At 53.4% G+C, this 25,682-nt stretch carries 16 protein-coding genes; 10 read left to right on the plus strand and 6 right to left on the minus strand.

Going from position 1 to position 25,682, the window contains the following annotated elements:
- Nucleotides 1-4 precede the first annotated feature (4 nt).
- On the minus strand, nt 5-1,144 hold the full coding sequence (locus OGY19_RS15870; RefSeq protein ID WP_048212045.1) for a polysaccharide export protein: 1,140 nt from the start codon (nt 1,142-1,144) through the stop codon (nt 5-7).
- Between the two features lie 656 nt (nt 1,145-1,800).
- Here OGY19_RS15870 and OGY19_RS15875 point away from each other — a divergent pair.
- A complete protein-coding gene (locus OGY19_RS15875; RefSeq protein WP_048212046.1) occupies nt 1,801-3,384 on the plus strand; it encodes a TerC family protein in 1,584 nt (527 codons plus the stop codon).
- A 43-nt stretch (nt 3,385-3,427) separates the two neighbouring features.
- On the opposite strand, the gene asmA is transcribed toward OGY19_RS15875, so the two are convergent.
- The 3 genes from asmA to udk all read right to left on the minus strand — a co-directional run bounded on the left by asmA (nt 3,428) and on the right by udk (nt 6,621).
- On the minus strand, nt 3,428-5,281 hold the full coding sequence (asmA, locus tag OGY19_RS15880; RefSeq protein ID WP_115602255.1) for an outer membrane assembly protein AsmA: 1,854 nt from the start codon (nt 5,279-5,281) through the stop codon (nt 3,428-3,430).
- A 25-nt stretch (nt 5,282-5,306) separates the two neighbouring features.
- Nucleotides 5,307-5,888, minus strand: coding sequence for a dCTP deaminase (dcd, locus tag OGY19_RS15885; RefSeq protein ID WP_003036774.1), 582 nt, complete (start codon nt 5,886-5,888; stop codon nt 5,307-5,309).
- Between the two features lie 91 nt (nt 5,889-5,979).
- Nucleotides 5,980-6,621, minus strand: coding sequence for a uridine kinase (gene udk / locus OGY19_RS15890; protein ID WP_005128328.1), 642 nt, complete (start codon nt 6,619-6,621; stop codon nt 5,980-5,982).
- Between the two features lie 315 nt (nt 6,622-6,936).
- Between udk and OGY19_RS15895 the strand changes: the two genes are divergently transcribed.
- Nucleotides 6,937-10,266: a diguanylate cyclase gene (locus tag OGY19_RS15895; RefSeq protein WP_115602424.1), complete on the plus strand. Its 3,330-nt coding sequence runs from the start codon at nt 6,937-6,939 to the stop codon at nt 10,264-10,266.
- On the opposite strand, the gene alkA is transcribed toward OGY19_RS15895, so the two are convergent.
- Nucleotides 10,234-11,103 (minus strand): DNA-3-methyladenine glycosylase 2, encoded by an 870-nt coding sequence (alkA, locus tag OGY19_RS15900; RefSeq protein WP_115602256.1) that lies wholly within the window; start codon nt 11,101-11,103, stop codon nt 10,234-10,236. The genes OGY19_RS15895 and alkA overlap by 33 nt on opposite strands.
- Nucleotides 11,104-11,239: 136 nt before the next feature.
- Here alkA and yegD point away from each other — a divergent pair, with 136 nt between their 5' ends.
- Nucleotides 11,240-12,592, plus strand: a complete 1,353-nt coding sequence (yegD, locus tag OGY19_RS15905; protein WP_115602257.1) for a molecular chaperone — start codon at nt 11,240-11,242, stop codon at nt 12,590-12,592.
- Between the two features lie 99 nt (nt 12,593-12,691).
- Here yegD and OGY19_RS24475 read toward each other — a convergent pair whose 3' ends face one another.
- Nucleotides 12,692-12,805 carry a type I toxin-antitoxin system Ibs family toxin gene (locus tag OGY19_RS24475; protein ID WP_115602258.1) on the minus strand — a complete coding sequence of 38 codons (114 nt, stop codon included), beginning with the start codon at nt 12,803-12,805 and terminating at the stop codon, nt 12,692-12,694.
- Nucleotides 12,806-13,029: 224 nt separating this feature from the next.
- On the opposite strand from OGY19_RS24475, the gene OGY19_RS15910 reads away from it, so the two are divergent.
- The 7 genes from OGY19_RS15910 to trhP all read left to right on the plus strand — a co-directional run bounded on the left by OGY19_RS15910 (nt 13,030) and on the right by trhP (nt 25,538).
- Nucleotides 13,030-14,277, plus strand: a complete 1,248-nt coding sequence (locus tag OGY19_RS15910) for an MdtA/MuxA family multidrug efflux RND transporter periplasmic adaptor subunit (protein ID WP_061067668.1) — start codon at nt 13,030-13,032, stop codon at nt 14,275-14,277.
- Nucleotides 14,277-17,399 carry an MdtB/MuxB family multidrug efflux RND transporter permease subunit gene (locus tag OGY19_RS15915; RefSeq protein WP_286596786.1) on the plus strand — a complete coding sequence of 1,041 codons (3,123 nt, stop codon included), beginning with the start codon at nt 14,277-14,279 and terminating at the stop codon, nt 17,397-17,399. The genes OGY19_RS15910 and OGY19_RS15915 overlap by 1 nt, the downstream gene beginning before the upstream one ends.
- A complete protein-coding gene (gene mdtC, locus OGY19_RS15920) occupies nt 17,400-20,480 on the plus strand; it encodes a multidrug efflux RND transporter permease subunit MdtC (RefSeq protein WP_115602260.1) in 3,081 nt (1,026 codons plus the stop codon).
- A complete protein-coding gene (locus OGY19_RS15925) occupies nt 20,477-21,889 on the plus strand; it encodes an MFS transporter (RefSeq protein WP_286596788.1) in 1,413 nt (470 codons plus the stop codon). Before mdtC ends, OGY19_RS15925 begins: the two co-directional genes overlap by 4 nt.
- Nucleotides 21,889-23,292, plus strand: coding sequence for an envelope stress sensor histidine kinase BaeS (gene baeS, locus OGY19_RS15930; RefSeq protein WP_048212054.1), 1,404 nt, complete (start codon nt 21,889-21,891; stop codon nt 23,290-23,292). Before OGY19_RS15925 ends, baeS begins: the two co-directional genes overlap by 1 nt.
- On the plus strand, nt 23,289-24,011 hold the full coding sequence (gene baeR / locus OGY19_RS15935) for an envelope stress response regulator BaeR (RefSeq protein WP_008785214.1): 723 nt from the start codon (nt 23,289-23,291) through the stop codon (nt 24,009-24,011). Before baeS ends, baeR begins: the two co-directional genes overlap by 4 nt.
- Nucleotides 24,012-24,176: 165 nt before the next feature.
- Nucleotides 24,177-25,538 carry a prephenate-dependent tRNA uridine(34) hydroxylase TrhP gene (gene trhP, locus OGY19_RS15940; protein WP_115602261.1) on the plus strand — a complete coding sequence of 454 codons (1,362 nt, stop codon included), beginning with the start codon at nt 24,177-24,179 and terminating at the stop codon, nt 25,536-25,538.
- Nucleotides 25,539-25,682: the final 144 nt, after the last annotated feature.

The raw sequence follows: 25,682 nt of genomic DNA on the forward strand, positions 1-25,682 counted from the left end.
GCGATTACCAGTTGTGAAGGTCGCTGGCCGTATCCGTCATATAACGAACACCGCTAATGGTCGGCAGCAACTGATTGATCAAACGGTTCCAGCGAGCAACCGGCGCGGTCGTGACATACACCACATCGTAAGGCTGGAGTCGGAAAGAGGTCGCCATCACCAACGATGTCGCGTCAGACATATCAAGCTGGTAGATATTGGCTATCTTGCCGTTATGTCCACCCTCGCCTTTTAATGGACGAATAACAAAGATGCCACTGGCATTGGAGGTGGTCAGGTCGATGCCCTCCGCATTACCCAGCGCTTCGGTGAGTGTCATACCGCTGAAGTCCATCTTGAGGGTGCTCTGTTTTTTCACCTCACCCATCACGAACACTTTCAGGTCGTCATTTCGTGGGACAAACAGAATATCGCCAGGATAGAGCAGACGGTTCTGGCTCAGATCGCCATTTTGCATTAGCGCTTGCAGTGAAATGCGTTGCTCCTGCCCTTTGTGAGTCAGCACAACGTTGCGCCAGTCGGCCGCTTCTGTGAGGCCGCCTGCGGCATTAATAGCATCAAGGATAGTAAGAGGTACGTTGGTGATGGCCTGCTGACCGGATTTATTCACCTGCCCGGAGACATATGCCTTTTGCGAGCGGAATGCGGCGATATTAACGTCCACCTGCGGGTCTGCGATGTACTTCGCTAAGCGCCCGGTAATATCACTACGAATTTCTGCCAACGTTTTTCCCACCACGCTAACTTTGCCAATGTAGGGATAAAACATGGTGCCATCAGGTTGCACCCAGTTTCCTGTATCGCTTGAGCTACGATACTGTCCCGCAGGCGTGGTGAGTTCGGGATGATCCCAGACGGTGACATTCAGGACATCGCCGGGTCCGACCCGGTACTGATACCCGGAGATCTCCTGATCCAGCGACATATTAGGTTGAGCAACATTCGGTCGCGGACGCAATTGTTCAACCAGTCGAGGGGTAAGCGGATAAACATTCACCATCCGGTTGATATCAAAATCGGCATCCTGCTGCTTAATCACATCTTTGCCCATGGTAGACATATTGCTGCCCGGAAACACGGTACAACCGTTGATCAATATTACCGACACCAATACTGGCATCAATTTAAGTTTGGATTTCATCATTGATTATTTATCACTTTGGCAGAGTCATTATCACGTGCGTTTTAAATAGCGATTACGCCTGTTTGCATTCACCTTGCCGTTAATCGAATAGAAATTTAACTGGCATCAGTCCTAAAAAAAATGAATCCATCTGCAGTCTCTTGACAGAATAATTTAGGTTTATCATCAGGCGACCAGGCACGCTACCGCCCCTGGCTTTATTGGCTACCAATGCACTGATTAATTTATATTTTTACCATCCTCGCTGTTGTCATCATATTCATAGCGCCTGCCCATCAGTAATAGCATGGTGCGATACTGGCAACATATTTCTCTTTTGATTATTACGGGAAGAATTGTTGCAGCTAACCGAATAGCAGGCAAGATAACAAGCCCTGAAACGTAGCCTTTTAAGATTAATATTAAGCATAAGGTATGTATATTTTTAGGATTTTATTGATGTTGACAATGTTAATATATAAATATCCAGCCTGCGATATTTCCTAAATATAACTGCATAAATAAAGCCATTTCTTGCAGTTACCTTCCGACTATTCTCTCGCCTCTGTCTTGATATAAAGGGCAGAGAAATCCCTTCTCGCCATTGCATTTTTCGTCGGTTTTACCCATGATCGAATTGTGACAATTGTCATATAACTATGGGTATAGCATTTACTATGGAATGGATTGCCGATCCGTCAATCTGGGCCGGACTCGTCACGCTAATCGTGATAGAACTCGTTCTTGGCATTGATAATCTTGTTTTTATTGCCATCCTCGCGGAGAAACTCCCGCCATCCCAGCGGGATAAGGCGCGTATTACCGGGCTACTGCTGGCGATGGTTATGCGCCTGCTGCTGCTGGCATCAATATCATGGCTGGTGACGCTGACCACACCTCTGTTCAGCATTCGGGACTTCAGCTTCAGCGCCCGCGACCTGATCATGCTGTTCGGCGGTTTCTTCCTGCTGTTTAAAGCGACGATGGAGCTCAACGAACGGCTGGAAGGGAAAGACAGCGACAATCCCACCCAACGTCGGGGTGCGAAATTTTGGGGCGTGGTCGCGCAAATTGTGGTACTTGATGCCATTTTCTCACTGGACTCGGTGATCACCGCTGTTGGTATGGTTGATCATCTGGCGGTCATGATGGCGGCGGTGATCATTGCCATCAGCCTGATGATGCTGGCCAGTAAATCGTTGACCCGCTTTGTTAACAGCCACCCAACTATTGTTATTCTGTGCCTGAGCTTCCTGTTGATGATTGGTTTCAGCCTGGTCGCGGAAGGCTTTGGTTTTCGCATACCGAAAGGCTATCTGTACGCGGCTATCGGCTTCTCGGTCATGATAGAAGCCCTGAACCAGTTGGCTATTTTTAACCGTCGTCGCTTCCTGTCGGCTAACCACACGTTACGCCAGCGTACCGCCGAGGCGGTGATGCGTCTGATAAGCGGTCAAAAAGAAGATGCCGAGCTGGATGCCGAAACTGCCGCTATGTTGGCGGATCATCATGAAGGCCAGATTTTTGCACCACAAGAACGGCGGATGATTGAGCGCGTACTGAACCTTAATCAGCGAACCGTCAGCAGTATCATGACGTCACGCCATGATATCGAGCATATTGATCTCAATGCTCCGGAAGCAGAAATTCGCACACTACTGGAGAAAAACCAGCATACGCGCCTGGTCGTAACCGGAGAAGATGAACAGGAAGAACTGCTCGGTGTGGTGCATGTAATTGACCTTCTGCAACAGTCGCTGCGTGGCGAACCGCTCGATTTGCGCGTCTTACTTCGCCAGCCGTTGGTATTCCCGGAAACCCTGCCGCTTCTTCCTGCGCTGGAGCAGTTCCGTAATGCCCGTACACACTTCGCTTTTGTGGCCGATGAGTTTGGTTCGGTGGAAGGAATTGTGACGCTCAGCGACGTGATGGAAACCATCGCGGGTAACTTGCCAAATGAAGTCGAAGAGATCGACGCTCGTCATGATATTCAGAAAAATGCCGATGGGTCGTGGACGGCAAACGGCCATATGCCGCTGGAAGACCTGGTGCAGTATGTCCCGATCCCATTAGATGAGAAACGTGAGTACCACACCATTGCCGGGCTGTTAATGGAGTATCTGCAGCGCATCCCGAAAACCGGAGAGGAAGTACAGGTTGGCGACTATTTGCTGAAAACCTTGCAAGTAGAAAACCATCGAGTGCAGAAAGTCCAGTTGATACCACTGCGCAGTGAAGAAGAGATGGATTACGAGGTATAAGCGACATGCCGGATGGGGCTGAAGCCGCCATCCGGACCAGGGTTCAAAGTTTATCCAGCAGCTTTTTAACGTCTTTGCCGTTGCGAGAGTCTTTGTTGCGATCGGCCCAGTCGTTCAATCGGCGTTTCGCTTCATCCTGCATATGCTTACGCAAGAGTTGGTCCACCTGCAGGTTATAGTTCAACGACTGCCACTTACCATAGACCCTGAGCGGAACTGGGGTCGCTTTGAGGAAATCGATCAATTTACTTTCCCCATTCCATCCGCCCAGCACGCGCACGTTAAACTGAGTATCACAATTTTGCTCAACCAGATCTAACGTGCCCTTACCCGAAAGCGCCAACATGGCAGACTGCCCTTCCATGTTATCCAGCGTAACCTTGCCGTTATCCAGCGTCAGATCGGTCACAAAGCGATCCAGCCGCGTCGCATTATCCAAATCCTGTTGTGAGCCTGCATTACCGCCGCTACGTTCAACCGCCTGTTGCACCAGTTGCTGGAAGTTCATGCCTTCCATACGCGTGCCGCTCATCTCAACATTGGCCTGTCCTTGCCAGCTGTGGCGAAATGCCTGCGCATCAATGTCAGAGCCCGAAAAATCGCCAGCCAGTGACAGCTTGCCAGTAAGGGCTATCGGATAGTCAAAAGCTTTCAGGATAGTGCCGATTTCTACGCCTTCCAGCCGTGGGTGAAAGACTGCCCGTGGTGAGCCTTTTCTGGCATCCAGCGAACCTGGAAGTGAGATCAATCCACCGTCACTTTTCCCCTGCAACTCATTGATATTCAACAAGCCAGCCTGGTTGACGATTTTTGCAGAAACATGATCAAATGCCATTTTCCGCCAGAGAACTTTATCCGCCTGTAGTGCAATGTTGGCGGAAAATCCTTGCAGCCCCTGATAAGAGACGGCATCAACCTGCGAGGAAATGACTGGTCGCGCCAACGTCGACTGGCTCTGACTCTGCTGTGCCCCGGTATCTGTCGCCGCCAGAGCATCATGCTGTACAATCAGGTTATCCAGATTGAGCTGGCCGAATTTCAGATTGACGTCCCATGCGGGTTTCTCCGCCAGCGTCACCTGGGCTTGCCCGGCGAGTGAACTGTCATTAGCAGTTAAGTTAATCTGCGTAAAGTTGAGCTGTTTTTTCTCTTCCTGCCACCGAGCCTGAAGCTGCCCCTGGCCGCGGATCCCCTGCGGCGGCAAGTCAGCGCCCAGTAACTGCCAGCTCAGTTGCTCAATATTGGCGACTAAATCATGCGGATAGTCAGACGCATCGACAGCGCCGCTGATGGACAACGTCAGGTCGCGCTGGTCACGGTTAACGCGGCCGGTGAAATCGAACGTTCCACGATGCTGGGCATCCTGTTCCATATTCAGGTGAATATCACGAACCGTTATCTGTTCATCGTCTTCATGCTGGAATACCAGAACGCTGTCAGCCACGCGCAGGCGAGCGATATCAAACGACCATCCACGATCCTCTGCCAGATCCGGCAGTGTATTATCTTTTGGCGCAACAGGGGCATCGACTCCGCGCACAGCCTCGGTTTCAGGTATGAGTTGAATCACCGCGCCTTTGAGCATGACTTGCTTTACGCTGAGTTGGTGACTCAACAACGGCCACAAGGCGACGTCCAGACGCATATTGTCGGCACGAACCAGCGGTTCGCTGGCACCTTCGGCCGTTAGCACCATGCGCCCGGAGAGAATGCTCAACTGGGGCCATACGTGCCAGCGCAGAGGACCATCCAACTGCAGTTGATATCCGCTACGCGCAGCAACTTGCTTCACCATGTATGCGCGGAAATCATTCGGATTAACCAACAATACTAACGCAGAGAAACCGGCCACCAGCACGACCAGAATAATCATCAGCGTCGTCAGAAATCGTCTCATGCTATCCCCAATGGACTGAAAACACTCAGTCTTTATCGATCCGGCTGGCTACCGCGCCCTGCTGATCGCGATACTTCGCATCCTGGCGACGGTTGTAAGGTCGCGCTGCCGGGCCGGAAAGCGGTTCGAAGCTCAGTGCCCCTATCGGCATACCGGGGCGCAGAGCCAACGGTAATTTTCCTGAGTTGTAAAATTCCAGGACGATGCACCCCGACCAGCCCGGATCAATACGGTGTGCCGTAACGTGTACCATCAGGCCCAGACGTGCCAGCGAAGAACGGCCGTCTAACCAGCCAACAAGGTCGGAAGGTAGCGTAACGGATTCGAAAGTTACCGCCAGCGCTAATTCACCCGGATGCAGGAAAAACGCCTCACCGTCTTTGAGGACAATTTCATCACTCATTACGCGGTCAAGCGCAGCACTGACTTCATCCTTCGGTCCGCTCAAATCGATATACGCCGCCGTATGACCGCGGAACGTACGAAATTTGTTACCAAGACGCACATCTACCGTTGCGCCATTGATACGCTCGACAGGAGGACGTGGATTGATCGACAGACGACCTTCATCCAACCAGGCTTCAATATCTCGGTCACATAAACGCATGGCACTTTCTCCTTTCGTGCTTCAAACCCTTAATGCCAGGCGCGTTAAGGGTGAACCAGGTTATCACTGAACGGTACACAATTCGCTGAACTTATTCAAAGAACTGACTGATTTTCGCCTTCAGAATATCGATAGCAATGCGGTTTTTACCCCCGCGAGGCACGATGATATCGGCGTATTGTTTTGAAGGCTCAATAAATTGCAGGAACATCGGACGTACGGTTTTTTGGTATTGCGCCATCACCGAATCCATTGAACGACCACGTTCATTCACATCCCGCTTGATACGGCGCATCAGGCAAATATCCAACGGCGTATCAACAAAAATAGAGAAGTTCATTTCATCACGCAAACGTGCATCCGTCAGCAACAAAATGCCTTCCAGAATAATGACTTTCTTAGGTTCAATATGAATAGTTTCTTGTGTGCGCGTGTGTTCAACATAGCTATAAACGGGCAATTCAATGGCGGAACCACGTTTAAGTGTTTGCAGATGCTGAAACAGCAAACTGTGATCCATCGCGTTCGGATGGTCGTAGTTCGTTTTTACGCGTTCTTCCATCGACAGATGGCTTTGATCCTTGTAATAGCTGTCTTCGGGAATAACGCCAATATGTTCGTCACCGACTTGTTCACGCAATTCGCGATAAAGGGTACTGGCAATAAGACTCTTGCCGGAAGCCGATGCGCCGGCAATGCCGATAATGACGCACTGATGGGACTGATCAGTCATAAATTTAGCGACCTGATTAACCTGGATGTAAGGAAGGGCGGCGTCGAAACGCCAAACGCGGCAATTATAGGGATTTCAGCAGCGCGATGCCAGCCCAGGCTGCACCAATGCTTTCCCTGTCGCAAATTAAAACGGTTAATTTTAAAGCAGGCTCAAATTTTATTCACCCGCCTTAGGAATTAATGGCTTGGGCGTGTTAATTTATGAGCAACTGGCGTATAAATTGTAAATTATTTGTACTAGCATAAACGAAGATTAAACGTGATGCGGCCGGTAACTCTGCTGGCCGACATCGGCTATTTGGGTAAAGTGGTAATGAGTAAACAATTCCAACATGTTTTAGTTACCCTACCCCATCCTCTGCTGCGCCTGGCCAGTTTAGGTCTGGTAGCATTTATCTTTACGCTATTTTCGCTGGAGCTGTCGCGCTTCGGTACCCAACTGGCACCGCTTTGGTTTCCAACCTCAATCATGATGGTGGCGTTTTACCGCCATGCAGGAAAAATGTGGCCCGGGATAGCGCTGGCTTGCTCATTCGGCAGCATCGGCGCGTCTTTGCTGTTTTTTCCTGGAGGTTCGCTTAACTATACTTATACGACCATCAATATTATTGAAGCGGTCGCCGGCGCGATGTTATTGCGCAAACTGCTCCCCTGGTATAACCCTTTACAGAATCTGAATGACTGGGCGCGTTTGGCCTTGGGTAGCGCCGTCATCCCTCCGCTGTTAGGTGGTGTGCTGATGTGGCTACTGCTCCCGGAGGGAACCTCGTTAAATACATTTCTCATTTGGGTGCTTTCCGAATCCATCGGCGCGTTGGCGCTGGTGCCATTAGGTCTGTTATTCAAGCCTCATTATCTGCTGCGCCACCGCGATCCACGTTTACTGCTTGAGACCCTCATCACGCTGCTCGTCACCTTAACGTTCAGCTGGCTTTCCATGATGTACGTGCCGTGGCCGTTTACCTGCGTCATTGTGTTGCTGATGTGGAGCGCCGTCCGTTTGCCGCGTATGGAAGCATTTTTAATTTTCCTCAGCACCGTCCTGATGGTCTCTCTGATGCTGGCGGCCAACCCATCGCTGCTCTACACCCCGAAAGCGAATGTGATGACAAGTATTCCGTGGCTGCCGTTTTTGATGATTCTGTTGCCAGCCAACATGATGACTATGGTGATGTACGCATTTCGGGCCGAGCGAAAACACATCTCGGAAAGCGAATCGCGTTTTCGTAATGCTATGGAATATTCCGCGATTGGCATGGCGCTGGTCGGTACCGAAGGGCAGTGGTTACAGGCAAACAAGGCGTTGTGTCAGTTTCTTGGCTACAGTCAGGAAGAGCTGAGAGCGCTGACCTTCCAGCAGCTCACCTGGCCGGAAGATCTGAATAACGACCTCGAACAACTCGGCATGTTGGTCCGTGGTGAAATCAACAGTTACTCCATGGAAAAGCGCTATTACACGCGCGCGGGCGACGTTGTCTGGGCATTGCTGGCCGTTTCGCTGGTACGCCACAGCGACAACACCCCGCTCTACTTTATTGCACAGGTTGAAGACATAAACGACCTGAAGCACACCGAGTGGATGAATAAGCGGCTGATGGAACGCATTACCCTCGCCAACGAAGCGGGCGGTATCGGTATCTGGGAGTGGGAACTGCAACCCGACGTGATCAGTTGGGATAAGCGCATGTTCGATCTCTATGAAGTCCCGCTACATATCAAACCCAGTTGGCAAGTCTGGTACGAGTGCGTCGTACCGGAAGATCGCGAGCATGCTGAAAATGTGATTCGCGACTCTCTGGCCGCACGAATTCCCTTTAAGCTCGAATTTCGTATTGCAGTACGTGACGGCGTACGCCATATCCGCTCGTTGGCTAACCGGGTACTGAATAAAGACGGAGAAGTTGAACGCTTACTCGGTATCAATTTGGATATGACCGAAGTGAAGCAGCTTAACGAAGCGCTGTACCAGGAAAAAGAGCGCCTGCACATCACGCTGGACTCAATCGGCGAAGCGGTGATTTGCATTGATGTCGACATGAACGTGACCTTCATGAACCCGGTTGCCGAGAAGATGAGCGGCTGGCAGCAGGACGACGCGATAGGTATTCCGTTACTGACAGTGCTGCGAATTACCTTTGGCGATAACGGCCCATTGATGGAAAACATCTACAGTGCCGATATGTCGCGTACTGCCATAGAGCAGGAGGTGGTTCTGCATTGCCGTAACGGCAGCAGTTACGACATTCAGTACAGCATTACGCCACTCAGTACCCTTGACGGTGGTAGCATTGGCTCCGTACTGGTCATTCAGGATGTCACCGAGTCGCGTAAGATGTTACGCCAACTGAGCTACAGCGCGTCGCATGATGACCTCACCCATCTTGCTAACCGGGTCAGCTTCGAGAACCATCTGAAACAATTGCTACAAGCCGTACACAATACGCATCAGCGCCATGTTCTGGTCTTTATCGATCTGGATAGGTTTAAAGCCGTGAACGATAGCGCGGGCCATGCTGCAGGCGATGCCCTGCTGCGCGAACTTGCTTCTCTGATGCTCAGCATGCTGCGTACCAGCGATGTACTGGCTCGTCTCGGTGGCGATGAATTCGGCCTGTTGCTGCCGGATTGCAACATCGAAAGCGCTCGCTTTATCTCAGGCCGTATTATCAGCGCCATCAACGAGTATCAGTTCAGGTGGGAAGGCCGTCTGCACCGCATAGGCGCCAGTGCGGGTATTACGCTGATCGATGAGAAAAATCATGTCGCGACTGAGGTCATGTCTCAGGCAGATATCGCCTGTTATGCCGCCAAAAATAGTGGGCGTGGCCGGGTCTGCGTGTATGAACCCCAGCAAAGTCAGACGCACGCCTCACGGGAACTGCTGTCGTTTGATGAACAGAAGCACATTATTGCGCACAACCCGATGCTCATGATCGCCCGGGGAGTGGCCTCTCCACGCATTCCTGAGACATTCAGCTTCTGGCTACTCTCACTGCGCCTGGGAACAGAGGACGGTGATGTTATCGAAGAGCATATTTTCCGTACCGGACTCGTTGACCCCACGCTTAATCATGCGCTTGACCGCCGGGTTTTTAACGAATTTTTCCAGCATGCAGCGACGGCGATTGCCAGTAAGGGGCTCAGTATTGCCCTGCCCCTTTCTGCCGCCGGACTGTTGAGTACCGAACTTGTGGATGAACTTCTGGCGCAGTTGCAGCATAGTCCGCTACCACCACGCTTATTACACCTGACCATTCCAGCCGGAGTGATGAAATCGCATCCAGCTCAGAGCCTATCGGCCATTCAGCGACTTCGTCACGCGGGTTGTCGGATTATTTTAAGCCAGGTCGGACGCGACTTAGAGATTGTTGAAAACCTGAAGTTTCACACCGTCGATTACCTGTTACTCGACAGCGAGATCAGCGCCAGTGTTCACGGCAACCTGATGGATGAAATGTGGGTTTCTATTATCCAGGGTCATGCACAGCGACTGGATATCAAAACGATCGCCGGCCCCGTGCAAATGCCGCTTATTATGGACGCACTTTCTGGTATCGGTATTGATATGATCTACGGCGACATCATTGCTGATGCTCAGCCGTTGGATCTGCTACTCAATACCAGCAACTTCGCTATCAACTGACGGCTGCCACCCTTCCGTATACCAGATATGTAATAACGCATAGGAGCGCCACGGCTTCCAGCGCTCGGCATAGCGCCGGATCTGGGCTGGTGTCATGCCCGGAAAGCGTTGTTTGATCAAATAATCGTCAGGAAGAAAAACATCTTTCGCCTGCCAACCGCGTAGCGCGAAATAATTGGCAGTCCAGCGCCCTATACCGGGAAACGTTTGTAAGTGCTTTACGCCTTGCTCAATATCAACTGGTGCAACCGATGCAAGCCTTCCGGTAAGCATTGCTCGTGCCAGATGAATGAGCGCTTCGGCGCGTTTGAGCGGCATCCCTAAGGCTTTCAGATGCAAAGGCTCAGCTGCAGCCAGCGCTTGTGGTGTGGGAAAACAAACATACTCAGGCGCGTCATCAAGCCTGTCACCGTAGGCGCGTACAACTTTCGCGGTCAGTTTTGCCGCCATTGCAACGCTAACTAACTGGCCTAATATCGCCCTCACACCTTGTTCAAAGGCATCGACAGAGCCAGGCAGCCGCAGTCCAGGACGCGCTGCGCCCAGGCTGCCCAGCGCGTTAGCAATATGCTGTGGGCAACAGCGAAGATCGAACAACCGCTCAATTTTGGCGAGGCATTCTGGCGCAACGGGCTGTAACCCCGGACTTAGCCTGACCTGCAGCTGGTGTGTCTTCAGGTCAGGCACTACGCTCACCAGTCCACGATATTCACCGATAACCAGGCTTCTGGTGTAATACAGCTCCCCGACGGTTTCGACGCCATCCACCGCACGGGCGGCAAGAAACCCTAGCATCCAGGACCAGTCATAAGGCGGCTGCCAGCTCAGTGTTAACATTCAGGTGTCCTTTTTAGTTAAACCTACAGCATAAACAGTATTCAATCGATACGCCTTGCTTTCATATTCCAGTTGTCGGGGCGGCGACATTTCGCTAAAGTCACGCCCCTTCTTCACTGGCATGGGGATTTCTACGGTGTTTATTGGTTTTGACTACGGTACGGCAAACTGTTCAGTAGCCGTAATGCGTGACGGGCAGCCACACTTGCTCAAAATGGAAAACAACAGCACGTTACTGCCCTCCATGCTTTGTGCGCCTACGCGCGAAGCGGTGAGCGAATGGTTGTATCGCCATCATGATGTCCCCACGACGGATGCCGAAACACAGGCGCTACTGAGTCGTGCAATGCGTTATAACCGCGATGAAGACATCGATGTTAGCGCCAATAGCGTGCAGTTTGGTCTGGCGTCACTGGCGCAATACATTGACGACCCGGAAGAGGTGTACTTTGTTAAATCGCCAAAATCATTCCTGGGTGCCAGCGGTCTGAAGCCGCAGCAGGTTGCGCTGTTTGAGGATCTGGTCTGCGCGATGATGCTGCATATTCGCAATCAGGCGCAAAACCAGCTGCCGGAAGCGATCACCCAGGCCGTTATCGGTCGCCCGATCAACTTCCAGGGGTTAGGCGGTGATGACGCCAACGCCCAGGCGCAGGGTATTCTGGAACGTGCGGCCAAACGCGCCGGTTTTCAGGATGTCGTCTTCCAGTACGAGCCGGTAGCCGCGGGTCTGGATTTTGAAGCAACCTTGCAGGAAGAAAAACGCGTACTGGTGGTGGACATCGGCGGTGGCACCACTGACTGTTCGCTACTGCTGATGGGGCCGCAATGGCATCAGCGCGCCGATCGCGAAAACAGCCTGCTGGGACACAGCGGTTGCCGCGTGGGCGGTAACGATCTGGATATTGCGTTAGCCTTTAAACATCTGATGCCACTGCTGGGCATGGGCGGCGAAACGGAAAAAGGCATCGCATTGCCGATTTTACCTTGGTGGAATGCGGTCGCGATCAACGATGTTCCCGCGCAAAGTGATTTCTACAGTACCGCCAATGGACGTTTACTCAACGATCTTGTCCGCGACGCGCGTGAAGCAGACAAAGTCGCGCTGCTGCTTAAAGTCTGGCGTGAACGCCTGAGTTATCGCCTGGTACGCAGCGCAGAAGAGAGCAAAATTGCGCTTTCTGACCAGACAAATGTTACCGCGGCACTGCCGTTTATCAGCGATGCGCTGGCCACCGCTATCAGCCAGCAAGGACTGGAAATGGCGTTAAATCAACCGCTGGCACGTATTCTTGAGCAGGTTCACTTAGCGCTGGATAACGCGCAGGAAAAACCGGATGTCATTTATCTGACCGGCGGTAGCGCCCGTTCACCGCTGATCAAAAAAGCCCTTGCTGAACAGCTTCCGGGGATCCCTATCGCCGGTGGCGATGATTTCGGCTCTGTCACCGCCGGACTGGCCCGCTGGGCTGACGTTGTTTTCCGCTAAGCGGCTCGCAGGCTTAAAGGTGCGCGTATTGACATCATCGTTACTGTGGCTTATTTTCAGGAGTGAGGGTTAGGGAAGGTTTCCCCTCCCCCTGGTGTCTTAGTAAGCCGGTAAGCTAATGACTAAGAGTACCACCAGTATGATGACGTACTTCATCATAACCCTTTCCTTATTTTGGCCCCTTCCTCGGGAGGGGCTTTCCCGTTCCAGCATCCCGCTGAAATCTTTGGCTTACCTCCTTTTGCCTTGACCGCACTCTAACGCACAATGACGCATTCGCTATTTTCGCCGCAAATTGTTGCGTAATGCCTCGCAAAGCCGCGCCGTCATTCAGACGAATCCCGACAGTGTTTCATAATTCCTCCATTTTTCTCCCTTGTTCACTGGCTAAACTAGTATCATTCCGCGAAACGTTTCAGGATGAGAAACTCATAACAATGAAAGGCCGTAACAAATCCCGCTGGGTGATAGTAATCGTGATCGTCGTGGCCGCCATCGCCGCCTTCTGGTTCTGGCAAAGTCGCAGCGAGCCCCAGGGAACAGCCCCCGGCGCAACCCGTCAGACGCAACCCGCTCCGACAGCGGGACGGCGAGGAATGCGTTCCGGTCCGTTGGCTCCGGTTCAGGCGGCCACGGCAGTCGAACAAGCGGTTCCACGCTATCTGACCGGGCTGGGTACCATTACTGCCGCGAACACCGCGACGGTACGCAGTCGCGTGGACGGCCAACTCATCGCCATACACTTTCAGGAAGGGCAACAGGTGAAAGCCGGCGATCTGCTGGCTGAGATAGACCCCAGTCAGTTCAAAGTCGCACTGGCGCAGGCGCAGGGGCAACTGGCAAAAGATAAAGCCACGCTGGCCAATGCTCGTCGCGACCTCGCACGCTATCAGCAGTTGGTTAAAACCAATCTGGTCTCTCGTCAGGAACTGGATGCGCAACAGGCGCTGGTCAACGAAACACAAGGGACGATAAAAGCCGATGAAGCCAGCGTCGCCAGCGCGCAATTGCAGCTCGACTGGAGCCGGGTAACGGCACCTGTTGATGGTCGGGTGGGCCTGAAGCTTGTGGATGTGGGTAACCAGATATCCAGCAGCGATACCACCGGGATTGTCGTCATTACACAAACCCATCCTATTGATCTGGTTTTCACTTTGCCAGAGAACGATATCGCGACCGTAGTACAGGCACAGAAATCGGGGACGCCACTGAAAGTTGAGGCCTGGGACCGTACCAACTCACAAAAACTGAGCGAAGGCGTGCTGCTGAGCCTCGATAACCAGATTGACGCCACCACCGGCACCATCAAAGCAAAGGCCCGCTTTAACAACCAGGACGATGCCTTGTTCCCGAATCAGTTTGTTAACGCTCGCATGCTGGTCGACACGCAGCAAAATGCCGTTGTGATCCCAACAGCCGCCCTGCAGATGGGCAACGAAGGCCACTTTGTCTGGGTGCTGAACAGCGACAACAAAGTCAGCAAACATCTGGTTAAACCGGGTATTCAGGACAGCCAAAAAGTGGTGATCGCCGCAGGGTTGTCCGCGGGCGATCGCGTCGTCACCGACGGGATTGATCGTCTGACGGAAGGAGCTAAAGTCGAGGTCGTGGAGGCTCACGCCGCCACCACTAGCGACGACAAAGCCACACCGCGCGGCTATGGCAAAAAAGGAGCGAGCTCCTGATGCAGGTGTTACCTCCCGGCAATACAGGCGGCCCGTCCCGCCTGTTTATTCTGCGCCCCGTCGCCACCACGTTGCTGATGGTCGCGATTCTGCTTGCGGGTATCATCGGCTATCGTTTCCTGCCCATTGCGGCATTGCCGGAAGTGGATTACCCCACCATTCAGGTCATAACGCTCTATCCCGGAGCCAGCCCGGATGTCATGACGTCTGCGGTTACCGCGCCGCTTGAACGTCAGTTCGGTCAGATGTCTGGCTTAAAACAGATGTCATCACAAAGCTCCGGTGGCGCATCGGTCGTCACGTTGCAGTTTCAACTGACCCTGCCACTGGATGTTGCCGAGCAGGAAGTTCAGGCCGCAATCAATGCTGCTACCAATTTATTGCCGAGTGACCTACCTAACCCACCGGTCTACAGCAAAGTTAATCCAGCCGATCCGCCGATCATGACGCTGGCGGTCACTTCCAGCGCCATGCCGATGACGCAGGTGGAAGATATGGTCGAAACCCGCGTCGCGCAGAAAATATCTCAGGTTTCCGGCGTCGGTCTGGTAACACTTTCCGGTGGACAACGTCCGGCGGTCCGCGTGAAGCTTAACGCACAGGCCATTGCCGCACTCGGTCTGACCAGCGAAACCATCCGAGCGGCCATCACCGGTGCCAACGTCAATTCAGCAAAAGGGAGTCTTGATGGGCCTACGCGTGCCGTTACCCTTTCAGCTAACGACCAGATGCAGTCCGCAGATGAATATCGTCAGCTCATTATTGCCTATAAAAACGGTGCGCCGGTTCGTCTGGGCGATGTCGCTACCGTCGAACAAGGAGCAGAAAACAGCTGGCTGGGTGCATGGGCCAATAAGCAACAAGCTATAGTGATGAATGTGCAGCGCCAGCCTGGGGCGAACATTATCTCCACGGCAGACAGTATCCGCCAGATGCTGCCGCAGCTCACCGAAAGCCTGCCCAAATCGGTTAAGGTCAGCGTACTTTCCGATCGTACAACCAATATTCGTGCCTCTGTGGCAGACACCCAGTTCGAGCTGATGCTGGCGATAGCGCTGGTGGTGATGATTATCTACCTGTTTCTGCGCAATATTCCGGCGACGATTATTCCTGCAGTCGCCGTACCGTTGTCGTTAATCGGCACCTTCGCGGTGATGGTATTTCTTGATTTCTCCATCAACAACCTGACCTTAATGGCGCTCACCATCGCAACGGGCTTTGTGGTGGATGACGCTATCGTGGTTATCGAGAATATTTCGCGCTATATCGAAAAAGGGGAAAAACCGCTGACTGCCGCCCTGAAAGGTGCAGGCGAGATTGGTTTTACCATCATCTCCCTGACGTTTTCATTGATTGCGGTATTGATCCCACTGCTATTCATGGGCGATATCGTCGGGCGCTTGTTCCGTGAATTCGCCGTTACGCTGGCCGTGGCGATTCTGATTTCCGCCGTCGTTTCACTTACCCTCACGCCGATGATGTGCGCGCGTATGCTTAGTCAGGCCTCGTTGCGTAAGCAAAACCGCTTTTCCCGCGCCTCGGAGCGCATGTTCGATCGTGTGATTGCCGGGTACGGTCACTGGCTGGCAAAAGTGCTTAACCATCCGTGGCTGACGCTGAGCGTGGCGCTCGGCACGCTGGCATTGAGCGTCATGCTGTGGGTTTTCATCCCCAAAGGTTTCTTCCCAATTCAGGACAACGGCATTATTCAGGGCACGCTGCAGGCTCCACAATCCAGTTCATTTGCCAGCATGTCCGAGCGCCAGCGTCAGGTTTCAGATGTCATCCTTAAAGATCCGGCGGTAGAGAGCCTGACCGCGTTTGTTGGCGTAGATGGTACGAATCCGGCATTAAACAGCGCGCGTTTGCAAATCAACCTTAAACCGCTGGATGAACGTAACGATCGCGTGCAGAAAGTGATCGCCCGGTTACAGGACGCGGTTGACAGAGTCCCCGGCGTTGACCTCTACCTTCAGCCGACCCAGGACCTGACAATTGATACCCAGGTCAGCCGGACGCAATATCAGTTCACGCTGCAAGCAACTTCCCTGGATGCCCTCAGCACCTGGGTTCCGCAGCTGTTAGCAAAACTACAGCAGCTACCGCAACTATCCGATGTCAGCAGCGACTGGCAGGATCAAGGTCTGGTGGCGTATGTGAACGTCAATCGCGACAGCGCCAGCCGTTTAGGCATCAGCATGGCGGATGTCGATAACGCCCTGTACAACGCCTTCGGTCAGCGGCTGATTTCAACCATTTACACCCAGGCCAACCAGTATCGCGTGGTGTTAGAACATGACATCAACAATACCCCTGGGATTGCTGCGCTGGATACCATTCGTCTGACCAGTAGCGATGGCGGGATCGTACCGCTCAGCGCGATCGCCAGCATTGAGCAGCGCTTTGCACCGCTATCAATTAACCATCTTGATCAGTTCCCGGTGACGACTATCTCGTTCAATGTGCCAGATAATCAGTCATTGGGCGATGCAGTACAGGCGATTCTGGATACTGAAAAAACGCTTAACCTGCCTGCTAACATTACCACTCAGTTCCAGGGCAGTACGCTGGCCTTCCAGGCTGCGCTGGGCAATACCATCTGGCTGATTGTGGCGGCAGTGGTCGCGATGTATATCGTGCTCGGCGTATTGTACGAAAGCTTTATTCACCCGATTACGATTCTCTCTACACTCCCCACCGCGGGTGTCGGAGCGCTGCTGGCGCTCATGATTGCCGGCAGCGAACTGGACGTCATCGCGATTATCGGCATTATTTTGCTCATTGGGATCGTCAAGAAAAACGCCATCATGATGATCGACTTTGCCCTTGCCGCTGAACGCGAACAGGGTATGGCGCCACGCGACGCCATTTTCCAGGCGTGTTTACTGCGTTTTCGCCCGATCCTGATGACTACGCTGGCAGCACTGCTCGGCGCGTTGCCGCTGATGTTAAGTACCGGTGTGGGCGCAGAGTTACGCCGTCCGTTAGGCATTGGCATGGTCGGCGGTCTGTTGGTAAGTCAGGTATTAACTCTGTTTACCACGCCGGTGATTTATCTGCTGTTTGATCGACTGTCGCTGTACGTGAAAAGCCGCTTCCCACGTCAGGAAGAGGAAGCGTAAATGAACTTTTTCGCGCTTTTCATTCATCGTCCGGTAGCGACCATTCTCATCTCGGTGGCGATTACGCTGTGCGGCATTCTGGGCTTTCGTCTGCTGCCGGTCGCTCCACTGCCGCAGGTTGATTTCCCGGTGATTATGGTCAGCGCATCATTACCCGGTGCCTCCCCTGAAACGATGGCATCTTCGGTCGCAACTCCGCTGGAGCGCTCACTTGGGCGGATCGCGGGCGTAAATGAGATGACATCAAGCAGTTCGCTTGGCAGTACGCGCATTATTCTCGAATTTAAATTTGACCGCGACATCAACGGTGCAGCACGGGACGTACAGGCCGCCATTAACGCCGCGCAAAGCCTGCTGCCCAGCGGGATGCCCAGCCGCCCGACGTATCGGAAGGCCAACCCTTCTGATGCGCCAATCATGATCCTGACGCTCACGTCTGACACATACTCACAGGGTGAACTGTACGATTTCGCATCGACGCAACTGGCGCAGACCATCGCACAAATCAATGGCGTCGGTGATGTGGATGTCGGAGGAAGCTCTCTTCCCGCCGTGCGTGTGGGGCTTAATCCGCAGGCGCTGTTTAACCAGGGTGTATCACTGGACGCAGTGCGTAGCGCGATCGACAACGCTAATGTGCGTAAGCCACAGGGCGCTATCGAAGATGAAACCCATCGCTGGCAGGTACAAACTAACGATGAGCTGAAAACCGCCGCCGAATATCAACCTATTATCATCCACTATAACAACGGCGCAGCGGTGCGGCTGGGTGACGTTGCGTCTGTAACCGACTCAGTACAGGATGTTCGTAACGCGGGGATGACCAACGCCAAACCGGCCATTCTGCTGATGATCCGCAAACTGCCGGAAGCCAATATTATTCAGACAGTAGACAGCATTCGCGCCAAATTGCCGGAATTACAAACGCTGGTCCCGACCGCCATCGATCTGCAAATCGCCCAGGACCGTTCGCCGACTATTCGCGCCTCGCTGGAGGAAGTCGAACAGACGCTGATTATCTCCGTCGCGTTGGTTATCCTGGTGGTGTTTGTTTTCCTGCGCTCCGGGCGCGCGACCTTAATCCCCGCAGTAGCGGTTCCGGTCTCGCTGATTGGTACCTTTGCCGCCATGTATCTGTGCGGATTCAGCCTGAATAACCTGTCGTTGATGGCGTTAACCATTGCAACGGGATTTGTCGTCGATGATGCCATTGTGGTACTGGAAAATATTGCCCGCCACCTGGAAGCGGGAATGAAGCCACTCCAGGCGGCATTACAGGGTACGCGCGAAGTAGGATTCACGGTGCTCTCCATGAGCCTGTCGCTGGTGGCGGTTTTCCTGCCTCTGCTGTTAATGGGCGGGTTGCCTGGACGCCTGTTGCGCGAATTTGCCGTCACGCTGTCGGTTGCCATCGGTATTTCACTGCTGGTATCGCTAACGTTGACGCCGATGATGTGCGGCTGGATGCTCAAATCCAGCACGCCACGCGAACAATCGCGTAAGCGGGGATTTGGCCGTGTATTGGTGGCATTACAACAAAGCTACGCCACCTCGCTGAAGTGGGTGCTACGCCACACGCGCATGGTGGGCGTGGTGCTACTCGCAACCATTGCCCTGAACGTCTGGCTCTATATTTCAATCCCCAAAACCTTCTTCCCGGAGCAGGATACCGGCGTACTCATGGGCGGGATCCAGGCCGACCAGAGCATCTCTTTCCAGGCGATGCGCGGCAAACTGCAGGACTTTATGAAGATCATCCGCGACGATCCTGCGGTGAATAACGTTACCGGGTTTACCGGCGGATCACGCGTCAACAGCGGAATGATGTTTATCACCCTGAAGCCACGTGGCGAACGTCACGAAACGGCGCAACAGGTGATCGACCGCCTGCGTGTCGCGCTTGCCAAAGAACCCGGCGCAAACCTGTTTCTGATGGCGGTGCAGGATATTCGCGTCGGTGGTCGCCAGGCTAATGCCAGCTACCAATACACTCTGTTATCAGATGACCTCGCAGCACTACGCGAGTGGGAACCGAAAATCCGTAAGGCGCTTGCCGCCCTGCCCCAACTGGCTGACGTCAACTCCGATCAGCAGGACAATGGCGCGGAGATGAATCTTATCTACGATCGCGACACCATGTCTCGTCTGGGGATCGACGTCGCAGCCGCCAACAGCCTGCTGAATAACGCCTTTGGTCAGCGACAAATTTCAACCATCTATCAGCCGATGAACCAGTACAAAGTGGTGATGGAGGTCGACAGGCGTTACACCCAGGACATTAGCGCGCTGGACAAAATGTTCGTCATCAACAATGACGGTAAGGCGATCCCGTTATCGTACTTTGCCAAATGGCAACCGGCGAATGCGCCGCTATCGGTAAACCATCAGGGATTATCTGCCGCCTCAACCGTGTCGTTTAACCTGCCAACAGGTTCTTCTTTATCTGAGGCGACAGAGGCCATCAACCGAACCATGACCCAGCTCGGCGTTCCCTCGACGGTTCGCGGCAGCTTTGCCGGTACGGCGCAGGTATTTCAGGACACCATGAACTCACAGGTGATCCTGATCATCGCCGCTATTGCCACGGTCTACATCGTGCTGGGCATGCTGTATGAAAGCTATGTTCACCCGCTGACCATTCTCTCCACGCTACCTTCAGCGGGCGTTGGGGCTTTGCTGGCGCTGGAGCTGTTCAATGCCCCGTTCAGCCTAATCGCCCTGATAGGGATCATGCTATTAATTGGCATTGTGAAGAAAAACGCCATCATGATGGTCGATTTTGCGCTGGAAGCGCAGAGAAATGGCAATTTGCAGCCGGAAGAAGCGATTTTCCAGGCCTGCCTGCTGCGTTTTCGCCCAATAATGATGACCACGCTGGCGGCCCTGTTTGGTGCGCTGCCGCTGGTATTATCCGCAGGTGACGGCTCTGAACTGCGTCAACCACTGGGGATAACCATTGTTGGCGGGCTGGTTGTCAGTCAGCTCCTGACGCTGTACACCACGCCTGTGGTCTATCTCTTTTTCGACCGTCTGCGTCTGCGTTTTTCGCGTAAAAACAGCAAACCGGTAGCAGAGTTATGACAGAACTTCCCGACAGCACCCGCTGGCAACTTTGGATTGTGGCATTTGGCTTTTTTATGCAGTCGCTGGATACCACCATCGTCAACACCGCGCTTCCCTCGATGGCCAAAAGCCTCGGGGAAAGCCCACTGCATATGCACATGGTCATTGTGTCGTATGTGCTTACCGTTGCCGTAATGCTCCCCGCCAGCGGCTGGCTGGCTGATAAAATCGGTGTGCGCAATATATTCTTCACCGCTATCATTCTGTTTACGCTGGGATCGCTTTTTTGCGCCTGGTCCGGAACGCTGAATGAACTGGTGATGGCTCGCGTGTTACAAGGTGTAGGCGGCGCGATGATGGCGCCGGTCGGCAGATTGACGGTGATGAAAATCGTCCCACGCGAGCAATACATGGCGGCAATGACATTCGTCACCTTGCCCGGTCAGATTGGTCCACTTCTGGGCCCGGCATTAGGCGGTATTCTGGTTGAGTACGCCTCCTGGCACTGGATCTTTTTGATTAACATTCCGGTAGGCATTGTCGGGGCAATAGCGACGTTAATGCTGATGCCCAACTACACCATGCAAACTCGCCGTTTCGACCTTTCTGGATTCATGATGCTGGCTGTCGGCATGGCGGTACTCACCTTAGCGCTTGATGGTAGTAAGGGAACCGGCATTTCCCACATCACGCTGGCAGCACTGGTTATCTGTGGCGTACTGGCGATCCTGCTGTATCTGAAACACGCCCACAACAACCCTCGTGCACTGTTTAGCCTGCACCTGTTTCGTACACACACCTTCTCATTAGGCCTGTTTGGCAGCTTTGCCGGGCGGATTGGTAGCGGGATGTTACCGTTCATGACCCCGGTATTCCTGCAGATTGGATTGGGCTTTTCGCCATTTCATGCCGGTTTGATGATGATCCCGATGGTGCTGGGCAGTATGGGAATGAAACGCATCGTGGTGCAGGTCGTCAACCGGTTTGGTTACCGTCGCGTACTGGTCACCACCACGCTTGGCCTGTCGATGGTCAGCTTGTTGCTGATGAGCACCGCGTTACTCGGTTGGTATTACGCCCTGCCGTTCATACTGTTCTTACAGGGAATGGTCAATTCTACCCGCTTCTCCTCAATGAACACGCTGACGCTAAAAGACCTGCCGGATGACCTCGCGAGCAGCGGCAACAGCCTGCTGTCGATGATCATGCAACTGTCGATGAGTATCGGGGTAACCATCGCCGGTCTGTTGTTAGGCATGTTCGGGCAGCAACATATCGCCATCGACAGCGCGTCTACGCATACCGTCTTTATGTATACCTGGCTGTGCATTGCGTTCCTTATCGCACTGCCCGCCATCATTTTTGCCCGCGTGCCGGACGACACGCAGACCAACGCGGTGATTTCACGGCGCAAAAGGAGCACCTGATGAAGTTCTGGCGGCCCGGTATCACCGGCAAACTGTTTCTGGCGATTTTCGCCACCTGCATTGTGTTGCTGATCAGCATGCACTGGGCCGTACGCATAAGCTTCGAACGCGGTTTTATCGACTATATTAAGCACGGTAACGAACAGCGGCTGCAAATGTTGAGCGATGCGCTCGGCGAACAGTATGAACAACATGGCAACTGGCGATTTTTGCGCAATAACGATCGGTTTGTTTTTCAGATCCTACGTTCTTTTGAACACGACAACGACGATGATAAACCGGGTCCAGGTATGCCGCCGCACGGCTGGCGTACACAGTTTTGGGTTGTCGATCAAAATGCCCACGTACTGGTCGGCCCGCGGGCTCCGGTCCCCCGCGACGGTATGCGCCATCCCATCCGCGTCAACGGTAGCGAAGTGGGTGCTGTGATTGCCTCTCCGGTGGAGCGCTTAACGCGTAATACCGATATCAATTTCGACATGCAGCAAAGACGTTCCAGCTGGCTTATCGTTGCGCTCTCCACGATCCTGGCGGCGCTGGCAACGTTTACGCTGGCGCGTAGCCTGCTGGCCCCGGTCAAACGGCTGGTGGAAGGCACGCACAAACTTGCGGCTGGTGATTTCACCACTCGCGTTGCGCCGACCAGTACGGATGAGCTGGGTAAACTGGCGCTGGACTTTAACCAGCTCGCCAGTACGCTGGAAAAAAACCAGCAGATGCGCCGTGACTTTATGGCCGATATTTCTCATGAACTGCGCACGCCGCTGGCAGTTTTGCGCGGCGAACTCGAAGCCATCCAGGATGGTGTACGTCAGTTCACGCCGGATTCGGTAGCCTCACTGCAGGCCGAAGTCGGTACGCTCACCAAACTGGTAGACGATCTCCATCAGCTTTCTATGTCTGATGAAGGTGCGCTGGCCTATCAGAAAACCTCGCTGGACCTGATCCCTCTGCTGGAAGTGGCCAGCGGCGCGTTTCGTGAACGTTTTGCCAGCCGTGGACTGACGATCCAACTTTCACTCCCGGACAGCATGACAGTCTTTGGCGACAGGGATCGCCTGATGCAACTGTTTAACAACCTACTGGAAAACAGCCTGCGCTACACCGACAGCGGTGGCGGTCTGCATATCAGCGCCGAACAGCGCGAGCGGATGGTGTTATTAACCTTCGCCGATTCCGCCCCCGGCGTTAGCGACGAACAGCTACAGAAACTGTTTGAACGTTTTTACCGCACCGAAGGGTCCCGTAACCGGGCCAGCGGAGGGTCCGGGCTGGGGCTGGCAATTTGCGTCAACATCGTCCAGGCGCATAATGGTCTGATCCGCGCCGCCCATTCGCCTTTTGGCGGGGTTAGCATTACAGTAGAATTACCGCTGGAACGCGATTTACAGAGAGATGTATGACTGAGTTACCCATTGATGAAAACACGCCGCGTATTCTGATCGTGGAAGACGAACCCAAGCTGGGGCAACTGCTAATCGACTACCTGCGTGCGGCAAGCTATGCCCCTACGCTCATCAATCACGGTGATCTGGTGTTGCCTTACGTACGCCAGACGCCGCCCGATCTGATCTTGTTAGATCTGATGTTGCCAGGTACCGACGGTCTGACTCTGTGTCGGGAGATTCGTCGTTTCTCGGAAGTCCCCATCATGATGGTGACCGCCAAAATCGAAGAGATTGACCGCCTGCTGGGGCTGGAGATCGGCGCCGATGACTACATTTGTAAACCGTACAGCCCGCGGGAAGTCGTCGCGCGAGTGAAAACGATCCTGCGCCGTTGCAAGCCGCAGCGCGAACTGCAACAAATGGATGCAGACAGCCCGCTGATTGTCGATGAAGGTCGTTTTCAGGCGTCCTGGCGTGGGAAAATGCTCGACTTAACACCCGCCGAATTCCGCTTACTCAAAACGCTGTCGCATGAACCGGGAAAAGTGTTCTCCCGCGAACAGTTGCTTAATCATCTCTACGACGATTACCGCGTGGTTACCGACCGCACTATCGACAGCCATATCAAGAACCTGCGCCGTAAACTGGAATCGCTTGATACAGAGCAGTCGTTTATCCGCGCGGTCTATGGCGTAGGATATCGCTGGGAAGCCGATGCCTGCCGGATTGCTTAATCTGCCAGAAGTCAAAAAGGCCGGGTAAGGCGAAACGCCCACCCGGCACAATAACTTTACCTACCCGTCACGCAGCGATACAATGCCCGCCCTTAATATGGGGGCACTCCCCCAACCGCTTCATTCAGTGAAGCGAGTCTGACCTGTCATCAGAACGAGAAAACTATGTTTAAACCGGAACTCCTTTCCCCGGCGGGAACGCTGAAAAATATGCGTTACGCTTTCGCCTATGGCGCAGATGCTGTGTATGCGGGCCAACCGCGTTACTCTCTGCGTGTACGCAACAACGAATTCAACCACGAAAACCTGCAGCTCGGCATTAATGAAGCCCATGAACTGGGTAAAAAATTCTATGTGGTGGTGAACATTGCCCCGCACAACGCCAAGCTGAAAACCTTCATTCGTGACCTGAAACCCGTTGTGGAAATGGGGCCGGATGCGCTGATCATGTCCGATCCAGGGCTTATCATGCTGGTGCGCGAAAACTTCCCGGAGATGGACATTCACCTTTCGGTACAGGCTAACGCCGTAAACTGGGCAACGGTGAAATTCTGGAAACAAATGGGGCTGACCCGCGTGATCCTGTCTCGCGAACTGTCGCTGGAAGAAATTGAAGAGATCCGCACCCAGGTTCCGGATATGGAGCTTGAAATCTTCGTGCACGGTGCGCTGTGCATGGCCTACTCCGGCCGTTGCCTGCTCTCCGGCTACATCAACAAACGCGACCCTAACCAGGGTACCTGTACCAATGCCTGCCGCTGGGAATACAACGTGCAGGAAGGGAAAGAAGATGTAGTGGGTAATATCGTACACAAATATGAACCCATACCGGTACAAAACGTGGAACCGACGCTTGGGATCGGCGCGCCTACGGACAAAGTGTTTATGATTGAAGAAGCCCAGCGTCCGGGTGAATACATGACCGCGTTCGAAGACGAACACGGTACTTACATCATGAACTCAAAAGATTTACGCGCAATTGCCCACGTTGAACGCCTGACCCAGATGGGCGTGCATTCGCTGAAAATCGAAGGCCGTACCAAGTCTTACTATTACTGCGCCCGTACCGCACAGGTCTATCGTAAAGCCATTGACGATGCTGCAGCCGGTAAACCGTTCGATCCGCAACTGCTGGAAACACTGGAAGGCCTGGCGCACCGTGGTTATACCGAAGGATTCCTGCGCCGCCATACGCATGACGACTATCAGAACTACGAATACGGTTTTTCTGTTTCCGAACGTCAGCAGTTTGTCGGCGAATTCACCGGCGAACGCAAAGGCGATCTGGCCGCTGTACTGGTGAAAAACAAATTCACCGTCGGTGACAGTCTGGAGCTGATGACCCCACAGGGCAACATCAACTTTACTCTCGAGCAGATGGAAAACGCGAAAGGCGAAGCGATGCCAGTGGCACCAGGCGACGGCTACACCGTCTGGATGCCGGTCCCGGAAGATATCGACCTGAATTATGCATTGTTGATGCGTAATTTTGCCGGTGAGTCCACGCGCAACCCGCATGCTAAGTAGTTAATTACGGTTATTTTTCAGTGTTCGGAAGATTCTTAGAAATCGATCACATACCGTTTCGTTCATTAAGGGTATTATCCCACCCGCTGAAAAACATAACCCATAAATGCTAGCTGTACCAGGAACCACCTCCTTAGCCTGCGT

The sequence above is a fragment of the Citrobacter sp. Cy070 genome (assembly GCF_030332245.1).
Classification (GTDB): Bacteria; Pseudomonadota; Gammaproteobacteria; order Enterobacterales; family Enterobacteriaceae; genus Citrobacter; species Citrobacter youngae.

What these genes read in the sequence shown, in the direction of transcription:
- OGY19_RS15870 (WP_048212045.1), bottom strand. Translation starts at nt 1,144, where the DNA reads ATGATGAAATCCAAACTTAAATTGATGCCAGTATTGGTGTCGGTAATA.
- OGY19_RS15875 (WP_048212046.1), top strand. Translation starts at nt 1,801, where the DNA reads ATGGAATGGATTGCCGATCCGTCAATCTGGGCCGGACTCGTCACGCTA.
- asmA (WP_115602255.1), bottom strand. Translation starts at nt 5,281, where the DNA reads ATGAGACGATTTCTGACGACGCTGATGATTATTCTGGTCGTGCTGGTG.
- dcd (WP_003036774.1), bottom strand. Translation starts at nt 5,888, where the DNA reads ATGCGTTTATGTGACCGAGATATTGAAGCCTGGTTGGATGAAGGTCGT.
- udk (WP_005128328.1), bottom strand. Translation starts at nt 6,621, where the DNA reads ATGACTGATCAGTCCCATCAGTGCGTCATTATCGGCATTGCCGGCGCA.
- OGY19_RS15895 (WP_115602424.1), top strand. Translation starts at nt 6,937, where the DNA reads ATGAGTAAACAATTCCAACATGTTTTAGTTACCCTACCCCATCCTCTG.
- alkA (WP_115602256.1), bottom strand. Translation starts at nt 11,103, where the DNA reads ATGTTAACACTGAGCTGGCAGCCGCCTTATGACTGGTCCTGGATGCTA.
- OGY19_RS24475 (WP_115602258.1), bottom strand. Translation starts at nt 12,805, where the DNA reads ATGCTGGAACGGGAAAGCCCCTCCCGAGGAAGGGGCCAAAATAAGGAA.
- OGY19_RS15910 (WP_061067668.1), top strand. Translation starts at nt 13,030, where the DNA reads ATGAAAGGCCGTAACAAATCCCGCTGGGTGATAGTAATCGTGATCGTC.
- OGY19_RS15915 (WP_286596786.1), top strand. Translation starts at nt 14,277, where the DNA reads ATGCAGGTGTTACCTCCCGGCAATACAGGCGGCCCGTCCCGCCTGTTT.
- mdtC (WP_115602260.1), top strand. Translation starts at nt 17,400, where the DNA reads ATGAACTTTTTCGCGCTTTTCATTCATCGTCCGGTAGCGACCATTCTC.
- OGY19_RS15925 (WP_286596788.1), top strand. Translation starts at nt 20,477, where the DNA reads ATGACAGAACTTCCCGACAGCACCCGCTGGCAACTTTGGATTGTGGCA.
- baeS (WP_048212054.1), top strand. Translation starts at nt 21,889, where the DNA reads ATGAAGTTCTGGCGGCCCGGTATCACCGGCAAACTGTTTCTGGCGATT.
- baeR (WP_008785214.1), top strand. Translation starts at nt 23,289, where the DNA reads ATGACTGAGTTACCCATTGATGAAAACACGCCGCGTATTCTGATCGTG.
- trhP (WP_115602261.1), top strand. Translation starts at nt 24,177, where the DNA reads ATGTTTAAACCGGAACTCCTTTCCCCGGCGGGAACGCTGAAAAATATG.